Raw genomic sequence first — 22,443 nt, forward strand, 5'->3', positions numbered from 1 at the left:
TTTTGAAGGGGGGCTGGAGGGATGTCCATATTCAACGCCCCGAAGAGATTAGCCCGCACAGGGCACAAGGGCTGAAAGCCCGATATATTTCAGCCCCATCCCGTAAGGGTGGGATATCGATTCCCAGACCTTGTTCAGAGGGCTGAAAGCCTGAATGAATATTGATATAGAGGCCACCCTTTGTCATTCCGAACGGAGTGAGGAATCTCACCATGAAAAGGAAAGAGATTCTTCGCTTCGCTCTGAATGACAAATTAATGGTTAATTGTCAATGGTTAATTGTTATGCCGGGTACACGGTATCCGAACGCAGAGGAACATCCCCCTCCCCCCCTTCAAAGGGGGAAGAAGAGATTGGCCCGCACAGGGCACAAGGGCTGAAAGCCTGACATAATTCAATTGTTAATGGTCAATTGTTAATTGTTATGCAGGGTTATCCGAACGCAAATAACGCAAATAACGCGAATGAAAGCAAATAACCCCCTTTGTCATTCCGAACACAGTGAGGAATCCCGCGAGGAAAAGGAAAGGAGATTCTTCGCTTCGCTCTGAATGACAAATTAATGGTTAATTGTCAATGGTTAATTGTTATGCCGGGTACACGGTATCCGAACGCAGAGGTACATCCGCCCCCCTTCAAAGGGGGGAAGAGCGGAGCGAAGAGGGATGTTATCCCTTCAAAGGGGGGAATTTGCAGGGCTGACCGCTGATTACTGACCGCTGTCAAACGCCCTTCGGAGCTTGTGCAGAAACTCGTCTGCCTCTGTAAACGAGAGTGAGAGGGGAGGGAGCAGGCGCAGGACATGCGTACCTGAGCAGCCGGTAAATACATGCTGTTCGTAGATGAGGCGCTTGCGCAGTTCTTGAATCGGGAAATCAAATTCGAGGCCGATCATCAGCCCTTTGCCGCGCACTTCTTTGATTTGCGGGAGTCGGCCGAGTTCGTCAAGCAGGTATTGCCCGACGGCGGCCGCATTTTCGATGAGCTTCTCCCGTTCGATGACGTCGAGCACGGCCAGAGCGCCGGCGCACGCGAGGTGATTCCCTCCGAAGGTGGTGCCTAACTGCCCGTGCACAGCCTCGAAGCGTGGAGAGATAAGCAGAGCGCCCATCGGGAAGCCGTTGGCGATTCCTTTGCCGACGGTAATCAGATCGGGCTTGACGCCGAGATGCTGATGCGCGAAGAACCGTCCTGAACGCCCGTAGCCGCATTGTATCTCGTCACAGATAAGCAGGGTGTCGTATGCGTTGCACGCTTCGCGCAGTCCCTGCATAAATTCGCGTGTGGCCGGGCGAATGCCTCCCACGCCCTGAATACATTCGACGATGCACGCGCACACATCGCCCTTGGCCAGTTCGGCATGCCACGCGTCGAGATCGTTCAGCGGCACGAAGGTAGCGTGTCCGTTCGCATTGACGGGCGCTGTGATTTTTGCGTTATCCGTTACTTCGACGGCCAGCGAGGTTCGCCCGTGAAACGAATTTGTTGCGCTGAGCACCCGTCTTCGCCCGTTGTGAAACGAAGCGAGCTTGAGGGCGTTTTCGTTCGCTTCGGCGCCACTGTTGATCAGGAAGAGCGCGTAATCATCGTATCCCGATACGAGTCCCAACCGTGCGGCAAGGGATTGTTGCAACCTGTTCACGACGGAATTTGAGTAAAATCCTAACGTTTGCACTTGCCGGGCAATGGCAGCGGTATAAACCGGGTGACTGTGCCCGATGCTGATCACGGCATGCCCGCCGTACAGATCTAAATAGTCGTTGCCCTGTTCGTCTCGGATACGGCAGCCTTCACCTTTCGTTATGGCGATGTCGAAAAGCGGATATACGTCGAAAAGATTCATGCTTTTGTCTTTGTTTTTAGAATGTTTGATGGTTAAAATGCCACGGGCTTCAACCGCAAGCCTGCTGTTTCGTCCAGACCGAACATCAGGTTCATGTTTTGAACGGCCTGTCCGGATGCGCCTTTGAGGAGGTTGTCGATAACCGCCGTGATGAGCCATTTGTCATCGAACGCGTCGGCATGAACCAGCGCCTTGTTCGTGTTAACCGCCTGCTTCAGATCGGGTGCATGCGGAACATAGTGCGTAAAGGCGGCATCGGCATAAAAATCGGCAAACAGTTTGTCCGTTTCTTCCTGCGTGAACGGTTTTTCCGTTCTGACGACGGCGGTACAGAAAATACCTCGTGTAAAATCGCCCCGACAGGGGATAAACTCGATATCGCCGGCAAAAGCGGGTTGCAGTTGCCGCAGCGACTGTTTGATTTCGGGTACATGGCGATGCCGGAACGCCTGATAGATGCTGATGTTGCCGTTTCGCCAGCTGAAATGCGTCGTATCGGAAGGTTTGACGCCTGCGCCCGTCGAGCCGGTGATGGCATTCACTGCCACATAACCGGAAAGCAGGCCGCGGGCTGCCAAAGGAAGCAGCGCGAGCTGGATACACGTGGCAAAGCAGCCGGGATTGGCTACGTGGTGCGCATCACGGAGTGCGTCGCGGTTTATTTCCGGCAGGCCGTATACAAAATCGTGATCCGGCGAGGCCAGACGGAAATCCTGTGCCAAATCGATGATCTTGACCCGCGCGGGAATATCGTGCGATCGCAGAAAACGCGTGCTTTCGCCGTGTCCGGAGCAAAGAAACAGCACGTCGACGGTATCGAACGGCATTTGATCGGTAAAGCGCAGGTCTGTTTCGCCATAGAGTCCGGCATGTACGTCGGTCAGCGCATTGCCGGCGTTGCTCGACGAGTGCGCGAAGGCAATCGTTGCCTGCGGATGGTGTAGCAGCAGGCGTATCAGCTCTCCGGCGGTATAGCCTGCTCCGCCGATGATTCCCACACAGATCATATCAGGTCTCGTTCTTCCTGATGGTTCGTATAATAGACCCGCAACGGTGTGGAAAGGACTTTGATGAACCCTTTAGCCTCGTCGGCCGTCCAGCCTTTCTGTGTCTCTCCGTATTCTCCGAACTTCGTCTTCACCAAATCGTCTTTCGACTCGACGCCGACGGTCGAGAAGGAGTAGGGACGCAGTTCGAGCGTAACGGTTCCGTTCACGTTCCGCTGACTTTCGGTCAGCATCGCTTCGATATCGCGCATCACGGGTTCGAGATACTGGCTCTCGTGCAGAAACATCCCGTACCAGTTCGCCACTTGATCTTTCCAGTATTGCTGCCACTTGGAGAGCGTATATTTTTCGAGGAAGCGGTGTGCGCCGATAATCAGCATCGGGGCGGCAGCCTCGAAGCCCACGCGTCCTTTGATCCCGATGATGGTATCGCCCACGTGCATGTCGCGCCCGATCCCGTAGGCGGCGCCGATTTTCTCGATCGCCAGAATGGCTTTGATCTTGTCGGTATATTTTTTACCGTTCACTGCAATGATTTCTCCTTTCTTAAATTCGATCTTCAGCAGCTCGCTTCCGGTTTTCTCCACTTGCTTGAGATAAGCCGTTTCGGGCAGTCCCTGAGCCGGGTCGAGGATTTCGCCTCCGCAGATCGAGGTGCCCCAGATGCCTGTGTTATACGAATATTTGAGTTTTTTGAAGTCGGCTTTGAAACCGTTTTTGTTCAGATAATCGATTTCAAACTGCCGGGTCAGATTCATGTCGCGCGTTAGCGTAATGATTTCGACGTCGGGGCAGATGACGAGGAACGTCATGTCAAAGCGCACCTGATCATTGCCTGCGCCGGTCGATCCGTGAGCAATGGCTTGCGCCCCGATCTCGTTGGCGTAGCGCGCAATGGCCATGCCTTGAAAGATTCGCTCGGACGAGACGGATACGGGATAGGTGCCGTTACGGAGAACATTGCCGAAGATCATGTATTTTAAACTCTTCTCGTAATATTCTTTTGTGACGTCGAGCGTAACATATGCCTTGGCGCCGAGTTGATAGGCGTTGGCTTCGTTTTTGCGAAGCTGCTCCTTGCTGAAGCCTCCCGTGTCGGCACATGCCGCATAGACTTCGTAGCCTTTCTCACGTGTCAGGTACATAACGGTAAACGACGTGTCGAGTCCGCCACTGAAGGCGACTACAACTTTCTTCTTCGCACTCTCTGCCGTTGAGGCGGCATTTTTAATTTCCTTTTTCATCTGTTTTGAATGATTGCGTTGTTTATAATTTTGTTTCTTTAGGCTTGGAACGTGGGCTGTTGCGCCGTTTCACCCATGTCTTGTTCAGTTTTTCGAGCATGAGGCATCGCGGGTCTTCGGGATCGAAGAGCATGGCGGTGCAGATGCAGTATTGACGCTGCGTGCGCGTAAGTACATCGTGGTTGACACAGCCGTTGCAGCCGCGCCAGAACGCTTCATCGTCCGTTAGGTCGCTGAATGTGACGGGCACGTAGCCCAATTCGGTATTCATCTTCATGACGGCGCTGCCCGACGTCAGACTGAAGAGTTTCGCCTTCGGCCACCGTAGCCGCGCCAGCTGAAACGCTGCGTGTTTGATGCGTTTGGCCAGCCCGTGGCTCCGGAACTTGTCGGCCACGATCAATCCCGATGTAGCCACATACTGTTTGTTTCCCCACGACTCGATGTAGCTGAATCCCGCGAATTCATCGCCTGCCAGTGCGATGATAACTTTTCCTTCGCGCATTTTTTGAGCTACGTACTCATGTGTACGCCTTGCGATGCCCGAGCCGCGTTTGCGAGCGGCGATTTCGATCGTATCGAGGATGATATCGACGTATTTTTCATGACTTTCGTCCGCTACCATCACGTCGAATTCCACTTCGTCCGTTTGTTTTTTTGTTGTTTTCGTCATTTTTTTCCTGTTTCATTGGCCTGACGGCCGGTTAAAAACGGTTCTAATGCTTTTGCCACCTGCTTATTCGAGTATCCATCGCGTGGAATAACGAGGATGGTGTCATCGCCGGCAATCGTGGCAAGGATTTCGCCCGGCGCGATGCGGTCGATATCCGACGCAATGGCCATGGCGTAGCCCGGTGGCGTTTTGAGCACAGCCAGATGCCCCGAAAATTCAACGGCAGGCTTGCCGGCCGGTATCGCGTCGGGCAAAACGTAGATATACCGGTTGTCGCCGTCGTGTCTTTTCACGATTTTCAGCTTCCGGATATCGCGCGAGAGGGTGCCCTGCGTCACCTCGAAACCTTTGTTGCTCAAGGCTCTCTGTAACTCGTCCTGATTCCGTATCATCTCCGAACGAATGATGTTCTCAATCGCGTTCAAGCGTTTTTGTTTAATGTTCATGATGAATAAATATCCAAAACTCGATGCAAATATACGCATATTATCGAATAAATATTCCAAAATTGTATTTTTTTTGAATTTTTATTCCGTTTGGGGTATTCGGTTCTTATAGGGGATATATAAGTACTTCGAACGTTATTGCGACTTGGAGATCGAGTGTGCGTTCGGTTCGTACCAATTGTTTTTATCCCATAAAAATAAACTTATTTTTGATGCGGTTATCTTGGAAAAGAGACGGGGCTTCTTTTCAAATCCGGATGAAACTGCTACTTTTGCATGGTTTTTTAAATCGACGAGGTATGAAACGATTATTACTATGGATTTGGATCGCTTTTCAGAGTGTGTCTTTGATGGCGCAGAAGCAATCGCTCAAGTGGACGGAGAAAGCTAGGAAGGCCGTTTTTACGATAGAGGCGGTAGATAAGAGCGGAAACCGGACGAAGGGTACGGGATTCTTTATCGGTGAAACGGGAGAGGCGGTGTCGGATTATTCGCTGTTTATCGGCGCGGAAAAAGCGACTGTGACCGATGCGGAAGGGAAGCGTCTGCGCGTGACGCATATTCTCGGTGCCGACGAAATGTATGACGTAGTACGTTTCATGGTAGCCGTGCCCAAGAAAACGGCTTATCTGACGGTGGCAAGCGGTCTGCCGGCAGTCGGATCGGAGGTTTATCTGCTTCCGGCGGGATTGTCGAAAGGCGCTCTTCTTCCGCATGCCGCGCTTTCGGAGGTGTCGAAAGTAAAAGATCGTTACGGATATTACAAAGTCGAGATGCCGCTGAGCCGGGAGCAAGTGAGCGCGCCTTTGTTGACCGGGAACGGCGAGGTTTTCGCGATGGCGCAGGCCGATGCGTCGGGGAAAGGGAAAACATACGGTATCTCGGTGCCTTATATTCAAGATATCCGGATCGGACAGATGGATATCCTGAACAAAGCCTATTCGTCGATCGGGATACGGAAAGCGTGGAGCGACAAAGTGGAAGACGCGCAGGTGGCTTTGATACTCTACTCGTCGCAACAGGACGCGCCGACGTATTTAGAGACACTCAACGAGTTTATTGCCAAGTTTCCGAACGAGCCGGACGGGTATCTGAGCCGCGCATCGCATTATATCTATCAGCGAAAGCAGTTGACCGACGTCGGGACCGAAGCGGAGCTGCTCGAACGCGCCCGCGCCGATATGGAAACGTCGCTGAAGTATTTCGGAGACAATCGGGGCGAAGGATATTACAATCAGGCCAAGCTGATTTACGGCGTGGCGGCCGGCGATACGACGTTGAAGTTGCCGGAATGGAGCATGGAGCGAGCTGCCGAACTGATCGGCAAAGCACTTGCCGAAACGGATATGCCGCTATTCCGTCAATTGGAGGGCGATATTGCCTTCTATCAGGAAGATTACCGTAAAGCGGCGGCGGCATACACGTTGGTGAATCAAAGTCCGATGGCTTCGGCCACCTCATTCTATATGGCGGCGAAAGCAGAAGAGCAGATCGAAGGAGCAAACCTCGGCAAGGTGATCGCATTGATGGACAGCGCCTGCGCACGCGCCATGACGACGAACCCATCCGATGCGGGAGCTTACCTCCTTGAAACCGTCGATCTGAAAATGCGGATGGGGCAATATGAAGCGGCAGCGAAAGACTACGACCGGTATTACGAACTGGAAGGAGGCAATGTAAACACGTCGTTTTACTATTATCGCGAACAGGCTAAATTCCGCGCGGGCGATATGGACGGGGCACTCGCCGATATTCAGTCGGCATTGGCCAAGGAACCGGAGAACGCGCTGTATTATGCCGAAGAAGGGTCGATTTATCTGCGCAAGCAGGAGCTGGAAAAGGCTCAGGCCAGCCTTGAGAAATCCATCAGCCTGCAACCCGACTTCGCGGCGGGGTATCGTTTGTTAGGGCTTTGCCTTGTTCGTCAGCATAAGAAGGAGGAAGGTTGCCGGGCTTTTCAGAAAGCGAAAGAACTGGGCGATCCCGTCATCGACAAGCTGATGAAAGAGCATTGTTTTTAATGATAATTGTCAGGTATTAATTGTTATTCAGCGTTCAGCCCTCCGCATTTCCCCTTTGAAGGGATAACATCCCCCCTTCGCTTTGCTCTTCCCCCCTTTGAAGGGGGGGAGGGGGGATGTTCCTCTGTGTTCAGGCACATAACAATTGACCATTAACCATTAATTTGTCATTCAGAGCGAAGCGAAGAATCTCCTTCTGTCACTTTTGGCTTGACCCAAAAGTAACCAAAAGGTCAAGGCTTCGTGCGCTTCGCACGTCGTCGCGACGCTCGCGGGTCGGAAAATCAGGTAACTCGCTTCGCTCGGACAGCCTGATTTTCTTACGCCCCGCTCGCTGCTCCGTCGGCTCACCGCCCGAGGCCCATGGGACGAACGCCTCTGCGTTCGCCTTTTTCCCCAACGCTTCGCATTGGGCTGAATGATCTCGCCCTTTCAGGGCTGTTACATCGGTCAGCCATCAGCAAACAGATCAACAACTCAACAGCTCAACCCCTCAACAATTCAACATCTCAACACTTGCAGGGCTGAAAGCCTGAATTAATTCAGCGATCAGCGTTCAGCAGTCGGATTAAACTTGCCATGTTCTGAGTTCTTTACCGGTTCGTGTTTATACCGGAAGAAGATGGCGAAAAGAATCGTGACTGCGAGCGCATAACCCGCGAAGATATACCATGCCGTCTGCCATCCGGCCAATTGCGCGGCCGGGTCGGCGATTTGCGAATAAACCGTGCGATTAACGACCGTTTGCGCAGCCAACATCCCAATCGATGCCCCCAAACCGTTTGTCATCATCATAAAAACGCCTTGCGCGCTGCTGCGAATCTCCGGATTCGTTTCCCGATCGACAAACAGCGAGCCGGAAATGTTGAAGAAATCGAATGCAATGCCGTACACGATCATCGAAAGGATAAACATCCACACGCCGTCGCCGGGATTGCCGGCCCCAAACAGACCGAAGCGAAGCACCCACGCGAGCATGGCCATCAACATCACCCGTTTGATGCCGAAACGGTTCAGGCAGAAAGGTATCAGCAGGATAAAACATGTTTCGGACATCTGCGAGATCGAGATCAGGATATTGGCGTGCTGTACGCCGAAAGTCTCTTTATAGAAGGGGATTTCGGCGAAGGTTGCAATGAAAGGATTGGCGTAGCCGTTCGTGATCTGCAACGATACACCGAGCAACATGGAGAAAATAAAGAAGACGGCCATCTTCTTTTCTTTGAAGAGGCTGAAAGCACGCAGGCCGAGCGCACCGACGAGCGAGTTCGTGTTGGCTTTACGGTTGACCGCGCAACGCGGAAGCGTGAACGAGTAGGCCGCGAGCAGAAGTCCCAGTACACCGGAAACGGCGAACTGCTTCGGTCCGGCCTGAAATCCGATCAGATCAATCAAAATCATGGTGCAGATGAATCCGATCGTGCCGAATACGCGAATCGACGGGAACACTTTCACCGCATCCAGCCGGGCTTTGTCTAATGCCGAGTAGGCGACCGAGTTGGCCAAGGCCACCGTCGGCATATAAAAGGCGATGCTGAGGGTGTAAAGCGTAAAAAGCAGCGGGAAGGAGACATCGGCCCCGGCGGAAAGGCCATACATCGAAACGGCGAGCATCAACGATCCGGCCAGAAAATGACAAAGCCCGTACACCCGTTGCGCTTCCATCCATCGGTCGGCCACAATCCCCATGAGGGCCGGCATACACAGCGAGGCAAATCCCTGTACCGAATAAAACCAGCCGATGTGGCTTCCCATACCGACCTGACTCAGGTAGCGCCCCATCGAAGTGAGGTACGCTCCCCATACGGCGAACTCCAAGAAGTTCATAACGATCAGCCGAATCTTCAAATTCATATCGAATTGATATTTTTTATTTGACTTTGTTTGTTTTTCATTCGGGGCAAAGTTAAAAAACTTTCTCAGGACCGCAATAACCGTTTTTTGAGGAGTTATTTTTTTGCCTTACCTTTGCGATTATTTATAAAAACAAAGTATTCAAGAGGTTCCTTCGACAGCATGGCAGACTGCGTGACCTCCGAGCATTAACAGACTGATTGTATGAAATTAAAATTGATATATCCTAAGTGGAAGAAGCTCAAAGGGCAGACAACATTTAACCTCCCTCCTCACGGGCCGGTCGTCTTTGCTGCAACCCTTCCGCCTTATGTCGACATATCATTTACGGACGAGAACGTAGAAGCCCTCGACTTCAACGAAGAGTGCGATCTGGTAGCCATCTCGATGATGCTCAGTACGCAGGTGAAGCGCGGATGGGCTATTGCCGACGAATATCGGCGGCGCGGCAAACAGGTGATCTTCGGAGGTATCTCGACCATGCTGCATGCCGAAGAAACGATCGACCATGCCGATGCCGTATTCCTCGGCGAGTCGGAGGGACGGATGGAAGAAGTGCTGAACGACTGGCGCAACGGCCGGTTGAAGAAAGTCTACAACTACATGACGCAGCAACCGCCCATCGGCGATGTCGGGCCTGCGCGGCGCGACCTCTATAAACGCGAACTGTATAATCACAAGGGCGTACAGATGGTCGATCTCTTTCATGCTTCGCGCGGCTGTCGTTTCAGTTGTTATCCGTGTGCCGTTTCGTACCTCGGCGGACGTATTTTCCGCCCGCGCCCGATCGATAAGGTGATCGAAGACCTTGCCTCGATCGAAAACAATCGCCTGTTTATCGTCGACAACTCGTTGGCTCAAAATAAAGAATGGGAGATGGAACTCTTCCGCGAAATGATTCCGTTCAAGAAGAAATGGATCAGTCATACGATCGAAGATGACCCGAAAGTGCTTGATCTGGCGGCACAGGCCGGCGCCTGGTATGTGTATCAGGCCGTCTACGATACGTCGGATTATATCAAGGAGCGTGTGAAACGTTACCATGATCATGGCATCGGAGTAGAGGGAACGATCCTGCTCGGTATCGATAGCCAGTCGGAGGACGATATCAAACGGCTTATCGATTTTCTGCTCGAAATCGACCTTGATCTGGCCGAATTTACCGTCATGACGCCTTTCCCGCATACGAAAGGATATGACGATTACCTGCGTCAGGGACGTATCTTCGATTTCGACTGGGATCATTACAACGCGGGTCAGGTCGTTTTTCATCCGAAGCAGATGTCGGCCGAGCGATTGCAGGAGATGTATGAATATGCGTGGGATACGTTTTATCAGGACGAAAGTCAGGAACAGAAAATGTTCCGTCTGTTTACGCAGGTCGTGATTCGCGAGATGGAAGACGGTACGTTCCGTCCGAGAAATCGCGAACTGGCCAATAAATCGTTCGGTAAAGATGTGATAAGAAATATCCTCTCATGATATCCGGAAGTGCAATGTTTCTCGTATACGTATGGGTTGTATGGCCATTTAAACTGAAAAAACAGACGATGTGATGAAGACAAAAGATGTCCCTCAGGATTTGAAGTATTTTAAAGACAAAGTGGTCCGCGATGTGATGTATGCTGTGGATGAAGACGGGCGCTATACAAAGGTGCTCAGTGACGGCTGGTCGGTCAAGAACGATGTCTTGGCAGTCGTTTGGGAAGATATTCTGGAAGACTGCGAACGGATCCGTCGGCAGGTGTTGAGGAAAGAAGCCAGTCCGTTGGCTTATCATATGAAAAAGAACTTGCAAGATGTCGCGATGCTGGCCGTATATGCCGGTATTCCGAAGCGTAAGGTCAGGAAGCATCTCAAGTATGAAGCCTTTGCCGGACTGGATGATCGTATCCTCGGGCAATATGCCGATGCTTTGCGTATAACGGTCGATGAGTTAAAACGGGTGGAATGATGGAAATCCCTTTTGAACACCTCAGTGCGGCACATTGTGAAAACGGCGTTACCGGCAATCTGCTGCGTTTTTACGGCTACGATTATTCCGAACCGCTCATCTTCGGTTTGTCGGCATCGCTTTATTTCGTCCATCTGCCGTTTGTGCATCTTGCGGGCTTTCCGGTGACTTCGTTCCGTCCGCTGCCGGGCGCTATCTTTGCTCGTGCTACCCGCTTGCTGGGCTTCAAGGTCCGTCGGACAATTTTCCTCTGTCCGAAGCATGCGGAAAAGAAATTAGATCGTTTGCTCGTTCAGGGTATCCCGACGGGCGCGGTGGTAGGCATGTATTTTTTGCCTTATGTGCCGAACGAATACCGGTTTCACTTTAACGCGCACAACATCTGCGTGATCGGAAAAGACGGCGACGATTACCTGGTCAGCGATCCGGTGGCTGTTGAAAAGGTGAAACTCTCGGCGCACGATATGATGCGCGCGCGCTTCTCCAAAGGTACGTATCCGCCGATGGGCAAACTCTACTGGATACGCTCATTGCCCAAAAAACAGCCAGACTTGCCCAAACTCATACGCAAGGCCATCCTCAAAAACTGCTACCGGATGCTTCATGAGCCGGGGCCTGTGCCCTGGGTCGGCATCAATGCGTTCAGGCATCTTGGCAACAAGATTCCGAAGTTCCCACAGAAATACGGTGTGCGTCAGGCGGCATTACATCTGGGGCAGCTTGTGCGAATGATGGAAGAGATCGGGACGGGTGGTGCCGGATTCCGCTTCCTCTATGCCGCGTTCCTTCAGGAGGCGGCCGCAATTACGGGCATCACCGCACTCAACGATTTTTCCGAACGCCTTACCGCTATCGGCGACGAGTGGCGTATGTTTGCGGCAGAGGCCGCACGTGTCTGCAAGCGTCGTTCGGCGGCTAACGTCGATTATCAGACCATTGGCGACCATCTGAAAACCATCGGCGACCGCGAAAAACAATTTTTTACCGATCTGGAAAAACTCATCAAAAAGAGCCGATGACCCCTTCGATGATCGATATCCGGAAGTTACGTAAGACGTATCGTGGAGCTGCTCATCCGTCGGTCGATGGGTTGACGCTGCATGTGTCCGAAGGGGATCTCTTTGGACTACTCGGCCCCAACGGTGCAGGTAAGACGACGATACTCTCCGTGCTTTGCGGCCTGTGCCCATATGACACCGGCGAGGTGAAGATAGGCGGGCTGGACGTGCGTTGCGAGATGAGGCGAATCAGGCGGATGATCGGCATCGTACCGCAGGAGATCGCACTCTATCCCGAGCTGACACTGCGCGAGAACCTGCATTTCTTCGGTGGTATACAAGGCATACCTTCGGACACGTTGCGCGAGCGCATTGACAACTATATCGAACGGTTCGATCTCATACCGCATCTTTCTAAAAGAACGGCGTACCTCTCGGGGGGTATGAAACGTAAGGTTAACTTGATTGTAGCCATGCTTCATCGTCCCCGAGTCCTTTTTCTCGACGAGCCGACCGTCGGTGTCGATGTGCTGTCGAAGCAGGAAATTGTTGCACATTTACAGGTGCTTCACCGGGAGGGCATGACCATCGTTTACACTTCGCACGACATGGCGGAGGCGGAAAAACTATGCACACAAGTGGTATTGATGGATCGCGGTCGGATTGTATGCGAAGGCTCTCCCGCCGAGTTACAGAACCGGACGGGAAGGGCGTCGCTCGAAGAACTGTTTATGGCCCGTACGGGCTTGATGTATGAATATCAGGGCGCTAATATATAAAGACCTGTTGTTGCTTGTGCGCGATGTATGGGGGATCGTGCTGTTGTTTTTCATGCCGTGGGCGCTTGTGCTGCTGATGGCATACCTGCAGGACGGCACTTTCCGCTCGATCAACGAAAATCGTATCTCGCTCTACCTGCTCAATGCCGATGGCGACTCATTAGGCCGGCGCGTGAGCCGCCAACTCTCGGCAAGCCGTATATTCGACGTCTCGACCGAAGCGGATGGCCGGTCTCTCACGGTCCACGAGGTGGAAGAGGCTGTTATGCGCGGTGATTACCTGATCGGTGTCATCATCCCCGAAGGTACGACGGAGCGTTTGCGCGAACAGGTGCGTCACGGTGTCGAGCGTGCATTTGACGGTGAGCCTTCCGCAGTCTCCGATACAACGCAGTCTTCATTAACGGTCAGAGTATTAGTGGATCCGGCGGCCAAGCCATCGTTCCGCTCTTCGGTGATGTCTGCCGTACGTGAGGAGATGTTGACGATTCGGCACCGGCTGCTTCTTCAGGAGATATCGGCACAGGCCAGCCTTCTCCTCCTCATCCCTGTCGATCTGAATATCGAGACAGACGAATGGTTTACGGTCGACGAAGCGTATGCCCGAAGCGAACACGGGCGGATCATTCCGAACGCTACACAGCACAATGTGCCGGCATGGAGCATGTTCGCCGTCTTTTTTATTGTCGTTTCGCTTGCGGGAAACATGATTCGCGAGCGTGAAACGGGTTGCCTCAACCGGCTGATGACGATGCCTTGTTCCTATGCGGTATATCTGTTCAGTAAAATGTTTGTCTACCTGTGTGTTTGTCTGTTGCAACTCACCCTGATGATGGCAACCGGCATGTACCTGATCCCCTTGCTCGGACTGCCTGCGCTTAAACTCGGACACAGCGCTGGCGCGCTGCTGCTGATGTCGGTCTCAGCATCGCTATCGGCGATCGGTTACGGGCTGGCTATCGGAAGTATTGCACGTACAAACCAGCAGGCAAGCATCTTCGGCGCCGTATCTGTCGTGATGCTGGCTGCTCTCGGAGGGGTCTGGATTCCCACTTTTGTGATGCCTCACTTTATGCGTCTTGCCAGCCGTATCTCACCCCTGAACTGGGGATTGAACGGCTTTAACGAGCTCTTTGTTCGCGATGCGGGCATGGCGGGTATTCTTCCGTATGCCTCCCTGTCATTGCTGTTTTTCGTTGTGATGCTCGGAGGGGCAGTATACGGCAGAACGTCGCGACGTCGGAAAAATTAACCGGTCGGTAGCGCATCATTCACTTTTTTTTACTACGTTTGCCACAGTAACAACCGACTTGAATCATGAAAAAGAAATTTCACATATCCCTGTTAGGCTGGGTGGCTATTGCCATTGCGAGCGGTATCGTGTTGGGGCAGGTGATGCCTGCCGGCATGGTTCGTCTCTTTGTCACGTTCAATGGCCTTTTCGGTAATTTCCTGTCATTTTCTATTCCGCTGATTATTCTCGGGCTTGTAGCGCCGGCTATCGGCGAGATCGGGAAAGGAGCGGGGCGGTTGCTGCTCGTCACCGCACTTATTGCTTACGGGTCGACGATTTTTTCCGGCTTCTTCACCTATTTCAGCGCATCGGCCGTTTTTCCGATGCTCCTGGCTCCCGACACCCAGCTGACGGTTATGGAGAATCCCGAAACCCTGATGCTCACTCCTTATTTTATCGTTGCCATGCCTCCGCTCATGGACATTATGACGGCGCTCCTTCTCTCGTTCGTCATCGGGTTGGGGCTGACCGTGATGTCGGGCGATGCGCTGCACCGCGTCTTCATCAACTTCCGCGACATCATTGCGCGCCTCATCGAATCGGTCATTGTCCCGCTGCTTCCGCTCCATATCTTCGGTATTTTTCTGAATATTACGGTGAGCGGACAGGTGACCGGTATCATGACCATGTTTCTGAAAGTGATTCTTGTCATTTTTGTGCTCCATATCCTTTTGCTTCTGGTGCAGTTTGCGATTGCGGGATGGATTGGCCGTCGTAATCCGTTACGGCTGCTGATGAATATGTTGCCCGCTTATGCCACGGCGCTCGGCACACAGTCGTCGGCCGCGACAATCCCCGTTACGCTCAGGCAGGTGATCAAGAATGGCGTGCGCGAAAATGTGGCTGTATTCACCGTGCCACTTTGTGCAACGATTCATCTGTCGGGCAGTACGATGAAGATTGTCGCCTGCGCCATGGCCATCCTGATGATGTCCGGCGAACCGGTCACCCTCGCTCAGTTTGGCGGTTTTATTCTGATGCTTGGCATCACGATGGTGGCTGCTCCTGGCGTACCCGGCGGAGCCATCATGGCTGCGCTCGGTCCACTTCAGACCATGCTCGGATTCAACGAGACGTTACAGGCGTTGATGATCGCGCTGTATATCGCCATGGACAGCTTCGGCACGGCGTGTAACGTGACCGGCGACGGAGCCATCGCCGTGGTGGTAGACCGTATCGCGCCTGCTGCCGAAGGGCTGGAAATGAACGACCGTGAGCAGGGGTAAATCATTTGTTGAGTTGTTTGATTGTTGAGATGTTCGCCTCTACACGTATCCGATGGCTGAATGCTGACCGCTGACTGCTGAATGACAATTAACCATTGACAATTAAATTAACTCATGCCCTCGACCATCAGGCGGGCGGCCTTCTGTGAGGCGCCGGGTTGACCGAGAGCGGCGATCACGTGGTCGTAGCCTTCCAACATACGGGTGCGATCTTCCGAGTCTTCAACAATGCGCTTCAGTTCGGCATGGATGCGTTCGGGCGAGAACTTTGCCCCAAAAAGTTCAGACACAACTTCGCATCCGGCAATCAGGTTGACGAGTGAGATGTAGGGCACGTGAAAAAAACGTTCGAACACGAAATTGACGAGCCGTCCGCCCGAGACGTGATAGCATACTACTTGCGGTACACGGAACAGGGCGGCTTCGAGGGTTGCCGTACCCGACGTGACCAATGCGACACTTGCGTGCGAGAGCAGGTTGTACGTTTGTCCGTAGAGGATCTTTGGCATCGCTCTCCCGCAGAGGCAATCCCGGTAATCGTCGGCGGTCAGTCCGGGAGCGCCTGCCACAACGGCTTGAAGATCGGGAATTCGTGCAGCCACATCGAGCATCACCGGAAGATTTTGACGGATTTCGTGGCGGCGACTGCCGGCGAGCAGTGCCAGAACGGGTTGATCCGTCAGGCCGTGGTCATGCCGGAACGTATCGGGCTGGTCACGCTGTGCTTCCCGGAATGCGGCAACGGCATCGACCGAAGGATTACCGACATAATCGACCGGATAGTCGAGCGACTTGAAGAAGTCGACCTCGAAAGGCAGGATGCAGAACATACGGTCCACATAGCGACGGAACGATTGAATGCGGTATTTCTTCCATGCCCATATCTTCGGTGAGATATAGTAATAGACAGGGATTCGTAATGTGGTTTTGACAAACCGGGCGATTTTCAGGTTGAACCCCGGATAATCGACGAGCAGTACCACGTCGGGGCGATATGCGCGGATATCGTTTCGGCAAAGGCGCATGTTGCGCAGAATGGTACGGGTGTGCAGCACGACGGGGATCACTCCCATATACGCCATCTCGCGGTAATGCTTGACGAGCGTACCACCGGCAGCCTGCATCAGGTCGCCTCCGAAAAAACGGAACTCCGCATGCGGATCTTCCGCTTTCAGCGCGGTCATCAGGTTCGAGGCATGCAGATCGCCCGAGGCTTCACCGGCAATAAGATAGTATTTCATCGGAGACTAATCGTCGATTTGCCAATCTTTTAATGTTTCCATAAAAGCGTAATCGGTCACATCGAGTTTGCAGGGAACGAGTGAGGCGTATCCTGCATCGAGCATTCGTGTATCGTTGTCCGGAAAAATCGGTTCGTAGTTCAGAAACTCACCGGTGAGCCAGAATTGGGGTTCCCCGTTCTCATCGTAGGTCTGCCGGTATTCCTTGATCCATCGTCCGTCGGCCTGTCTGCAAATGGCCATGCCTTTGACTTTCGCCCTGTTCGGCACGTTCAGGTTCAGATAGGTACCGTGCGGCAATCCCCGTCGCAGCACCTCTTTCGCAAGTTGCTGTGCCAGACGTACCGACTCGGAGAAATCAGCCTCCGGCTTGTATTGATACAGCGAGACACCCATGGAAGGGATGTCGAGCGCACAACCTTCGACAACAGCCCCCATCGTTCCGGAGTAATGCACGCTGATGGCTTGATTGCCGCCGTGGTTAATCCCTGACACGACGAGGTCGGGCTTACGATCGGCTACCTCGTTCAGATACAGTTTGACACAGTCAGTCGGCGTGCCTGTACAACGGTAAACCGTCAGTCCTTCGGCACGTTCGATACAGGTATAGGATATGGACACGTTTGTCGTGATGGCTGTCGACATGCCCGATCGCGGTCCGTCAGGCGCCATGACGACCACGTCGCCCAGCTCGTGCAAGCCGTCGGCCAGGGCGCGAATGCCCTGCGCTTCGATGCCATCGTCGTTTGTAACTAAAATCAATGCTTGTTTCTTCATGCTCTTCTTTTTTGTCGCCCGCAAAAATACGGAATTGTTAAATCATCCCCAAATTTGCATTTCACGCTCCATAAGCCTATCTTTATGCCCTCAACCGAATGTTCCATGCTCGATATATCGTTACATACCGTCGTCGGCCTGACGCTGTTCGTATTGTACGCCATCTCCGTTTTGGGATTGGTGCTTGTCATTCTGCTGGAAAACCGAAATCCGCTGAAAACGATTTCATGGGTGATCGTCCTGCTGACATTGCCGGGCATCGGGCTTGTCTTTTATTTCTTCTTCGGACAGGATAACCGTCGACAACGCATCATCTCGAGGCGTACTTACAAACGTATCATGAAGCCCCTGCACTCCGGGGTCCCGGAGCAGGATAAATGTCTCGTTTTGACGGCTTACCGGCCTTTGGTGAAATTGCTGAATCGTGACGGTCACAACCCGCTGCTCTATGGCAGTTCCATTACCACCTATACGAACGGAGCCGCTAAGTTCGCCGCGTTTATGGAGGCGTTGCGACAGGCTCGTCATCATATCCATATGCAATATTATATCATTGCCGATGACGAAATCGGGAGGCAGGTGAAGAGCCTGCTCATAACCAAAGCGCGTGAAGGCGTGCAAGTGCGTGTGCTGTATGACGATGTGGGGAGCTGGAATGTGAAGGAGAAGTTCTTTCGGGAGATGAAAGCAGCGGGTATCGAGGTGTATTCGTTCCTGCGGGTCGCTTTCCCTGTGCTTACGAGCAAGGTCAACTACCGGAATCATCGAAAGATTGCCGTGATCGACGGCAAGATCGGTTTTATCGGCGGGATGAATATTGCCGATCGATACATCAAGGGGGTGTCGTGGGGCGTATGGCGCGACACGCATTTCCGGATCGAAGGGAAAGGGGTTCACGGCCTGCAATCGGCGTTTCTGATCGACTGGTATGTGGCCGGCAAGCAACTGATCAAAGGTGAAGACTACTATCCCGGCGAAGCCATCTTCGGCGATAATATCCTGCAGATCATTGCCAGTGGCCCCACCGGCCCATGGCGTACCTTGCTTCAGGCGGTTATCTTCTGCATCACAAATGCCAAAAAGTACCTCTATATCCAGACGCCTTACTTCCTGCCTACCGAAAGCATGAATCAGGCGCTCCAGACAGCTGCGCTGGGAGGCATCGACGTACGGTTGATGCTGCCCGAACGTTCCGATACGCGGAGCGCACATCTGGCGACTCATTCGTTCTTAGACGATATGCTTCGGGCCGGTGTCAAGGTTTATTTTTATAAAGCAGGCTTCCTTCACTCCAAACTGCTTTTGGTCGACGACGAGCTGGCGTGTATCGGCTCAGCCAACTTCGATTTTCGCAGCTTCGAACACAATTTTGAGGTCAATGCTTTCGTCTATCATCATCCTTTTGCGCTGGAGATGAAACAAATGTTTATGGATGATCTGAAAAACTGCGAGACGGTTTATCCCGTTCAATGGCTGAACCGTCCGCTGACCAAACGACTGATCGAATCGTTTATGCGTCTGTTCTCGCCTCTTCTCTGATGAAGAAGGAGAAATGTACGGAGCCGTAAACACGCTGCCGGCTGAAGCAAGGATGTGCTGAAAAATCGAACGTTTTGGGATGCTCCAGCACGAAGATACCGCCTTCGGAAAGGAGATAGCCGTTCGTTACAAGCTCCGGCAACTTTGATAATTCCGGTAAAGCATACGGCGGATCGGCAAAGATGAAGTCAAAGGTCTGTTTCGGCGCCGAAGGCAGATATCGGAACACGTCGCCGCGAATCAGTTCGAGGGCGTCGGTCTTGAGTTCACCGGCGATCTTGGCGATAAATGCCGCATGCGCGCGGTTCGCTTCGACGGCCGTCACACGTCCACAACCTCTCGACAACAATTCGAACGAGATGCTCCCCGTGCCGGCAAACAGATCGAGGGCTGTCATCCCTTCCCAGTCGACCAAGTTTTCGAGTACGTTAAACAGATTTTCTTTGGCAAAATCGGTCGTCGGACGGGCGTTGAACGACGAGGGTACCTGAAACCGGCGACGCCCGTAGATGCCTCTTATGATTCGCATCCCATCAACGCAATTACATCGGCCAGCATTGGTGCATCGGAAGGGGCGGCCGGTAGATTCATCGGTTCAACCTGCATCAGGTAATTCCGTAGCGTATCGCGTATGTCGGGAAAAAACGCCGGTGCAGCCGAAAGAAAGAGCTGATCGTCAATCGGATTCAAATCCAACTGCTTCCAGATATAAAGCAAATAGTACAAGATATCCGTACGGTCGTCGATACGAAATCCGTTAACAAATCGTAAGGCCCCCTTATCGAAGCATGCTGCGTCCATCCTGTCTTCCTGCAGCACGGCATACAACTGTTTCGGATAAGCGGTTCGGCTTTGTTTCTGCCAGTGGAGCAGGAGCGGAGCGATACCATGTACGAACGTCGCCCGGGGCTGCAACTGCAGAAAGAGCGTATGTATTTCGGGATCAACTCCGAACAGCAATACGGCTTCGAGCTCTTTCAGAGGCTGAAAGAGTGCCTTCTCGCCGGGTGAGGAGAACGTAAACGCCATCAATTGCTGTGTCCGGTCTTCTGCAAAGACTGCTTCGGGTACGAGCGTGTAGGGATCTCCCGTACTTACGACCGATAGCTCCTTATACGAATAAGAAAAAAACGGATGCTCGGAAGAGACCTCTTGTAACGCATGTGCGTATGGTCGGGAGCGGTCTAACTCGACCGACCGGTAGAAGAAACTCTTCGGTTGCAAAGGGATATGCCCAACAAAAGAAAGTCCACCCGGCGATAGCCGAATAGACATTCTGTATTTTTCCGAATTATGAGCCGTTAACGTGCCAGAAACACGAAAGTTCATACCGCCTTACTCCCAGTTACCGGCGTTGTTGTTGATCTCCGTAATCGAGCCCACCTTGAGCCCTTCATACCGTTTCATCTTGCGCATCCTGTCTTTCAGATTGGCAAGCTGCCGGCTGTTCAAATCGCTCAGGTAACCGTCGTAAGGTACACGACATTCGAACACTTTCACCGTATATCCCGACGACGAAGAGAGCGTTGCCGTATCCATTTCGAACCGGGTATTGACTCCTGCCACCGGAACGAAAGCGAGTGAGTCTACATTATAATTAGGTCCGAACAAGGTATCTTTGGCCAATACCCACATCGTATCGCGTCTGAAGTTCTCCAGCCCGTTTTTAATCACCTCATCGTTCTTCCCGGTTTTGCGAGCTCTCTCAATGATCGCCACGGCTTTCTTTTCCGTTAGCCCTGCCTCCAATTGATCGTCAGACAAAACACCTTCTTTCACGACAAACGGCAATTTTTCTTCTTTCAAGAATTTTCCTAATTCTTCAAAATTTGCAGCATGTACTCCATGTCTGTTCTTGTACTCGATCTGCGCCTTACGGATATCGATCAGCCGATGCTGGATAGCCGTTTCGCGGGCTTTATGTTCAAGATCAAACTCAATCGGGCCCATCACGCTTCTGTAGCACATGTAAACCAGCAGCAAAGCCGCCACAACCAATAATACTTTCAGTGTAATTTTCATGTCGTATATTCGTTTTTTTATGATTTCGTTGCTGCAAATATAAAGAAGATTATTTAAAGCTGTAACTTTATCGCGAAAATAATTTCATATCCATGATTCATCGGTTTATTTTTCAACAGATTCGTAACGTTTTTCCTTACGAACCCACAGATGAGCAGCGTAGGGCGATCGATAGGCTCTCGCATTTCCTCTCTTCTCCGGTATCTGACGATGTGTTTCTGCTGAAGGGATATGCCGGAACCGGAAAGACGTCGCTGCTCGGAGCCACGGTCAAGGCGCTGACGGCGTTGAGGCGGTCAGTCGTTTTGCTGGCACCTACCGGACGGGCGGCGAAGGTGTTTTCGGAATATGCGGGACGCAATGCATTGACAATCCACCGGAAAATCTATCGACAGAAAACGTTCTCGAACGAGTTTACCGGATTCTCATTAGCACCCAACCTGCATCAAGATACATTGTTTATTATCGACGAGGCATCCATGATCTCGAACGATGATGCCGGCATGGCTTCGTTCGGCAGCGGGCGGCTGCTCGATGACCTGATTCGTTATGTCTACAACGGCAAGGGTTGCAAGCTGATTCTGCTCGGCGATGGCGCACAGCTTCCGCCCGTCTTGCAAAGTGAAAGTCCGGCCATGAATCCTGACTGCCTCAAAGGGTATTCGTTGCACGTGCAGGAGTGCTCACTTACGCAGGTCGTACGCCAGGATAAAGATTCCGGTATTCTTTACAATGCGACGCTGATCCGTGACTGCCTGCGCCGGAAGCAGATCGACCGGTATCCCGTTCTTCGAATCGATGGGTTCGAGGATCTTCGCAAGGTGGGCGGCGAAGAGCTGATCGAAGAGATTGCATCGGCTTACAGCCGTGACGGGGCAGATGAGACGATCGTGATCTGTCGATCGAACAAACGGGCGACACTTTATAATAATGGCATAAGAAACCGGATTCTGTACAGGGAAGAGGAAATCTCGTCCGGTGACCGGCTGATGGTGGTACGAAATAATTACTTCTGGACGTCGTCCTGCAAAATGATGGATTTTATTGCCAACGGCGAGATGGTCGAGGTGTTGCGCGTCCGCCGTACGCTCGACATGTACGGCTTCCGCTTTTGCGATGTGTGGGTACGGTTTCAGGACTACGATCTGGAGATCGAACTGCGTATCTTGCTCGACACCCTGCAAACCGACGCGCCGGCACTGCCGAAAGAACAATACGATCGGCTCTTTTACAGTGTACTGGAAGATTATGCCGACGAGCCCACGAAAGCGGCGAAGATGAAGAAGCTGAAAGTCGACCCCTACTATAATGCCGTGCAGGTAAAATATGCGTATGCCGTCACCTGTCATAAGGCGCAGGGAGGACAGTGGCGGAATGTTTTTCTGGATATCGGCTATATGACGAAAGAGATGCTGGGCGAAGATTTCTACCGGTGGCTCTATACCGCCTTCACCCGCGCCACCCATCGGCTGTATATAGTCAACCTCCCTAAAGAATTTGAAGAAGAGGGGGAATAATTGTCAAT

20 protein-coding genes are annotated in these 22,443 nt (G+C 52.4%); 9 read left to right on the forward strand and 11 right to left on the reverse strand.

Annotated features, from left to right (window positions below; translation table 11 throughout):
• Window positions 1-709 precede the first annotated feature (709 nt).
• From Tanf_RS04055 to Tanf_RS04075, 5 genes are read right to left on the reverse strand one after another with little or no spacing between them, the layout of a single operon-like run.
• Window positions 710-1,843 (reverse strand): aspartate aminotransferase family protein, encoded by a 1,134-nt coding sequence (locus Tanf_RS04055; protein WP_046824985.1) that lies wholly within the window; start codon window positions 1,841-1,843, stop codon window positions 710-712.
• Between the two features lie 32 nt (window positions 1,844-1,875).
• Window positions 1,876-2,850: an N-acetyl-gamma-glutamyl-phosphate reductase gene (gene argC, locus Tanf_RS04060; protein ID WP_046824986.1), complete on the reverse strand. Its 975-nt coding sequence runs from the start codon at window positions 2,848-2,850 to the stop codon at window positions 1,876-1,878.
• Window positions 2,847-4,094, reverse strand: coding sequence for an argininosuccinate synthase (locus Tanf_RS04065; protein WP_046824987.1), 1,248 nt, complete (start codon window positions 4,092-4,094; stop codon window positions 2,847-2,849). Before Tanf_RS04065 ends, argC begins: the two co-directional genes overlap by 4 nt.
• Window positions 4,095-4,116: 22 nt before the next feature.
• A complete protein-coding gene (locus Tanf_RS04070; protein WP_046824988.1) occupies window positions 4,117-4,767 on the reverse strand; it encodes an N-acetyltransferase in 651 nt (216 codons plus the stop codon).
• Window positions 4,764-5,213 (reverse strand): arginine repressor, encoded by a 450-nt coding sequence (locus tag Tanf_RS04075; protein WP_046824989.1) that lies wholly within the window; start codon window positions 5,211-5,213, stop codon window positions 4,764-4,766. The genes Tanf_RS04070 and Tanf_RS04075 overlap by 4 nt, the downstream gene beginning before the upstream one ends.
• A 299-nt stretch (window positions 5,214-5,512) precedes the next feature.
• On the opposite strand from Tanf_RS04075, the gene Tanf_RS04080 reads away from it, so the two are divergent.
• Window positions 5,513-7,234, forward strand: a complete 1,722-nt coding sequence (locus Tanf_RS04080; RefSeq protein ID WP_046824990.1) for a tetratricopeptide repeat protein — start codon at window positions 5,513-5,515, stop codon at window positions 7,232-7,234.
• 549 nt (window positions 7,235-7,783) lie between these two features.
• Here Tanf_RS04080 and Tanf_RS04085 read toward each other — a convergent pair.
• Window positions 7,784-9,088 (reverse strand): MFS transporter, encoded by a 1,305-nt coding sequence (locus Tanf_RS04085; RefSeq protein ID WP_046824991.1) that lies wholly within the window; start codon window positions 9,086-9,088, stop codon window positions 7,784-7,786.
• A gap of 204 nt (window positions 9,089-9,292) precedes the next feature.
• On the opposite strand from Tanf_RS04085, the gene Tanf_RS04090 reads away from it, so the two are divergent.
• From Tanf_RS04090 to Tanf_RS04115, 6 genes are all read left to right on the forward strand, one after another.
• The gene (locus Tanf_RS04090; RefSeq protein ID WP_014225159.1) at window positions 9,293-10,570 is read left to right on the forward strand and encodes a B12-binding domain-containing radical SAM protein; all 1,278 of its coding nucleotides are present in this window, start codon (window positions 9,293-9,295) and stop codon (window positions 10,568-10,570) included.
• Between the two features lie 73 nt (window positions 10,571-10,643).
• Window positions 10,644-11,042: a DarG family dialkylresorcinol biosynthesis protein gene (locus tag Tanf_RS04095; RefSeq protein WP_014225160.1), complete on the forward strand. Its 399-nt coding sequence runs from the start codon at window positions 10,644-10,646 to the stop codon at window positions 11,040-11,042.
• Window positions 11,039-12,061 carry a BtrH-related acyltransferase DarH gene (darH, locus tag Tanf_RS04100; protein ID WP_014225161.1) on the forward strand — a complete coding sequence of 341 codons (1,023 nt, stop codon included), beginning with the start codon at window positions 11,039-11,041 and terminating at the stop codon, window positions 12,059-12,061. Before Tanf_RS04095 ends, darH begins: the two co-directional genes overlap by 4 nt.
• Window positions 12,058-12,819, forward strand: a complete 762-nt coding sequence (locus tag Tanf_RS04105; RefSeq protein ID WP_046824992.1) for an ABC transporter ATP-binding protein — start codon at window positions 12,058-12,060, stop codon at window positions 12,817-12,819. Before darH ends, Tanf_RS04105 begins: the two co-directional genes overlap by 4 nt.
• Window positions 12,794-14,071 (forward strand): ABC transporter permease, encoded by a 1,278-nt coding sequence (locus Tanf_RS04110; RefSeq protein WP_014225163.1) that lies wholly within the window; start codon window positions 12,794-12,796, stop codon window positions 14,069-14,071. Before Tanf_RS04105 ends, Tanf_RS04110 begins: the two co-directional genes overlap by 26 nt.
• 65 nt (window positions 14,072-14,136) lie before the next feature.
• The gene (locus Tanf_RS04115; protein WP_014225164.1) at window positions 14,137-15,339 is read left to right on the forward strand and encodes a dicarboxylate/amino acid:cation symporter; all 1,203 of its coding nucleotides are present in this window, start codon (window positions 14,137-14,139) and stop codon (window positions 15,337-15,339) included.
• Between the two features lie 107 nt (window positions 15,340-15,446).
• Here Tanf_RS04115 and lpxB read toward each other — a convergent pair whose 3' ends face one another.
• Window positions 15,447-16,580, reverse strand: coding sequence for a lipid-A-disaccharide synthase (gene lpxB / locus Tanf_RS04120; RefSeq protein ID WP_014225165.1), 1,134 nt, complete (start codon window positions 16,578-16,580; stop codon window positions 15,447-15,449).
• 6 nt (window positions 16,581-16,586) lie between these two features.
• Entirely contained in the window at window positions 16,587-17,357 is a 771-nt protein-coding gene (gene surE, locus Tanf_RS04125; protein ID WP_014225166.1) for a 5'/3'-nucleotidase SurE, read from the reverse strand.
• 105 nt (window positions 17,358-17,462) lie between these two features.
• On the opposite strand from surE, the gene cls reads away from it, so the two are divergent.
• Entirely contained in the window at window positions 17,463-18,896 is a 1,434-nt protein-coding gene (gene cls, locus Tanf_RS04130) for a cardiolipin synthase (protein WP_014225167.1), read from the forward strand.
• Here cls and Tanf_RS04135 read toward each other — a convergent pair.
• The 3 genes from Tanf_RS04135 to Tanf_RS04145 are packed head-to-tail and all read right to left on the reverse strand — an operon-like array spanning window position 18,868 to window position 20,918.
• Window positions 18,868-19,425 (reverse strand): RsmD family RNA methyltransferase, encoded by a 558-nt coding sequence (locus Tanf_RS04135; RefSeq protein ID WP_014225168.1) that lies wholly within the window; start codon window positions 19,423-19,425, stop codon window positions 18,868-18,870. The two genes, cls and Tanf_RS04135, sit on opposite strands and share 29 nt — an antisense overlap.
• Window positions 19,413-20,225: a DUF3822 family protein gene (locus Tanf_RS04140; protein WP_046472586.1), complete on the reverse strand. Its 813-nt coding sequence runs from the start codon at window positions 20,223-20,225 to the stop codon at window positions 19,413-19,415. Before Tanf_RS04140 ends, Tanf_RS04135 begins: the two co-directional genes overlap by 13 nt.
• Window positions 20,226-20,231: 6 nt before the next feature.
• Window positions 20,232-20,918 (reverse strand): hypothetical protein, encoded by a 687-nt coding sequence (locus Tanf_RS04145; protein ID WP_014225170.1) that lies wholly within the window; start codon window positions 20,916-20,918, stop codon window positions 20,232-20,234.
• 92 nt (window positions 20,919-21,010) lie between these two features.
• Here Tanf_RS04145 and Tanf_RS04150 point away from each other — a divergent pair, with 92 nt between their 5' ends.
• Window positions 21,011-22,435: an ATP-dependent DNA helicase gene (locus Tanf_RS04150; protein WP_014225171.1), complete on the forward strand. Its 1,425-nt coding sequence runs from the start codon at window positions 21,011-21,013 to the stop codon at window positions 22,433-22,435.
• The last annotated feature ends 8 nt before the right edge of the window (window positions 22,436-22,443 follow it).

Source organism: Tannerella forsythia (assembly GCF_001006485.1).
In the GTDB taxonomy this organism is placed as follows: Bacteria; Bacteroidota; Bacteroidia; order Bacteroidales; family Tannerellaceae; genus Tannerella; species Tannerella forsythia.

What these genes read in the sequence shown, in the direction of transcription:
- Tanf_RS04055 (WP_046824985.1), bottom strand. Translation starts at nt 1,843, where the DNA reads ATGAATCTTTTCGACGTATATCCGCTTTTCGACATCGCCATAACGAAA.
- argC (WP_046824986.1), bottom strand. Translation starts at nt 2,850, where the DNA reads ATGATCTGTGTGGGAATCATCGGCGGAGCAGGCTATACCGCCGGAGAG.
- Tanf_RS04065 (WP_046824987.1), bottom strand. Translation starts at nt 4,094, where the DNA reads ATGAAAAAGGAAATTAAAAATGCCGCCTCAACGGCAGAGAGTGCGAAG.
- Tanf_RS04070 (WP_046824988.1), bottom strand. Translation starts at nt 4,767, where the DNA reads ATGACGAAAACAACAAAAAAACAAACGGACGAAGTGGAATTCGACGTG.
- Tanf_RS04075 (WP_046824989.1), bottom strand. Translation starts at nt 5,213, where the DNA reads ATGAACATTAAACAAAAACGCTTGAACGCGATTGAGAACATCATTCGT.
- Tanf_RS04080 (WP_046824990.1), top strand. Translation starts at nt 5,513, where the DNA reads ATGAAACGATTATTACTATGGATTTGGATCGCTTTTCAGAGTGTGTCT.
- Tanf_RS04085 (WP_046824991.1), bottom strand. Translation starts at nt 9,088, where the DNA reads ATGAATTTGAAGATTCGGCTGATCGTTATGAACTTCTTGGAGTTCGCC.
- Tanf_RS04090 (WP_014225159.1), top strand. Translation starts at nt 9,293, where the DNA reads ATGAAATTAAAATTGATATATCCTAAGTGGAAGAAGCTCAAAGGGCAG.
- Tanf_RS04095 (WP_014225160.1), top strand. Translation starts at nt 10,644, where the DNA reads ATGAAGACAAAAGATGTCCCTCAGGATTTGAAGTATTTTAAAGACAAA.
- darH (WP_014225161.1), top strand. Translation starts at nt 11,039, where the DNA reads ATGATGGAAATCCCTTTTGAACACCTCAGTGCGGCACATTGTGAAAAC.
- Tanf_RS04105 (WP_046824992.1), top strand. Translation starts at nt 12,058, where the DNA reads ATGACCCCTTCGATGATCGATATCCGGAAGTTACGTAAGACGTATCGT.
- Tanf_RS04110 (WP_014225163.1), top strand. Translation starts at nt 12,794, where the DNA reads ATGAATATCAGGGCGCTAATATATAAAGACCTGTTGTTGCTTGTGCGC.
- Tanf_RS04115 (WP_014225164.1), top strand. Translation starts at nt 14,137, where the DNA reads ATGAAAAAGAAATTTCACATATCCCTGTTAGGCTGGGTGGCTATTGCC.
- lpxB (WP_014225165.1), bottom strand. Translation starts at nt 16,580, where the DNA reads ATGAAATACTATCTTATTGCCGGTGAAGCCTCGGGCGATCTGCATGCC.
- surE (WP_014225166.1), bottom strand. Translation starts at nt 17,357, where the DNA reads ATGAAGAAACAAGCATTGATTTTAGTTACAAACGACGATGGCATCGAA.
- cls (WP_014225167.1), top strand. Translation starts at nt 17,463, where the DNA reads ATGCTCGATATATCGTTACATACCGTCGTCGGCCTGACGCTGTTCGTA.
- Tanf_RS04135 (WP_014225168.1), bottom strand. Translation starts at nt 19,425, where the DNA reads ATGCGAATCATAAGAGGCATCTACGGGCGTCGCCGGTTTCAGGTACCC.
- Tanf_RS04140 (WP_046472586.1), bottom strand. Translation starts at nt 20,225, where the DNA reads ATGAACTTTCGTGTTTCTGGCACGTTAACGGCTCATAATTCGGAAAAA.
- Tanf_RS04145 (WP_014225170.1), bottom strand. Translation starts at nt 20,918, where the DNA reads ATGAAAATTACACTGAAAGTATTATTGGTTGTGGCGGCTTTGCTGCTG.
- Tanf_RS04150 (WP_014225171.1), top strand. Translation starts at nt 21,011, where the DNA reads ATGATTCATCGGTTTATTTTTCAACAGATTCGTAACGTTTTTCCTTAC.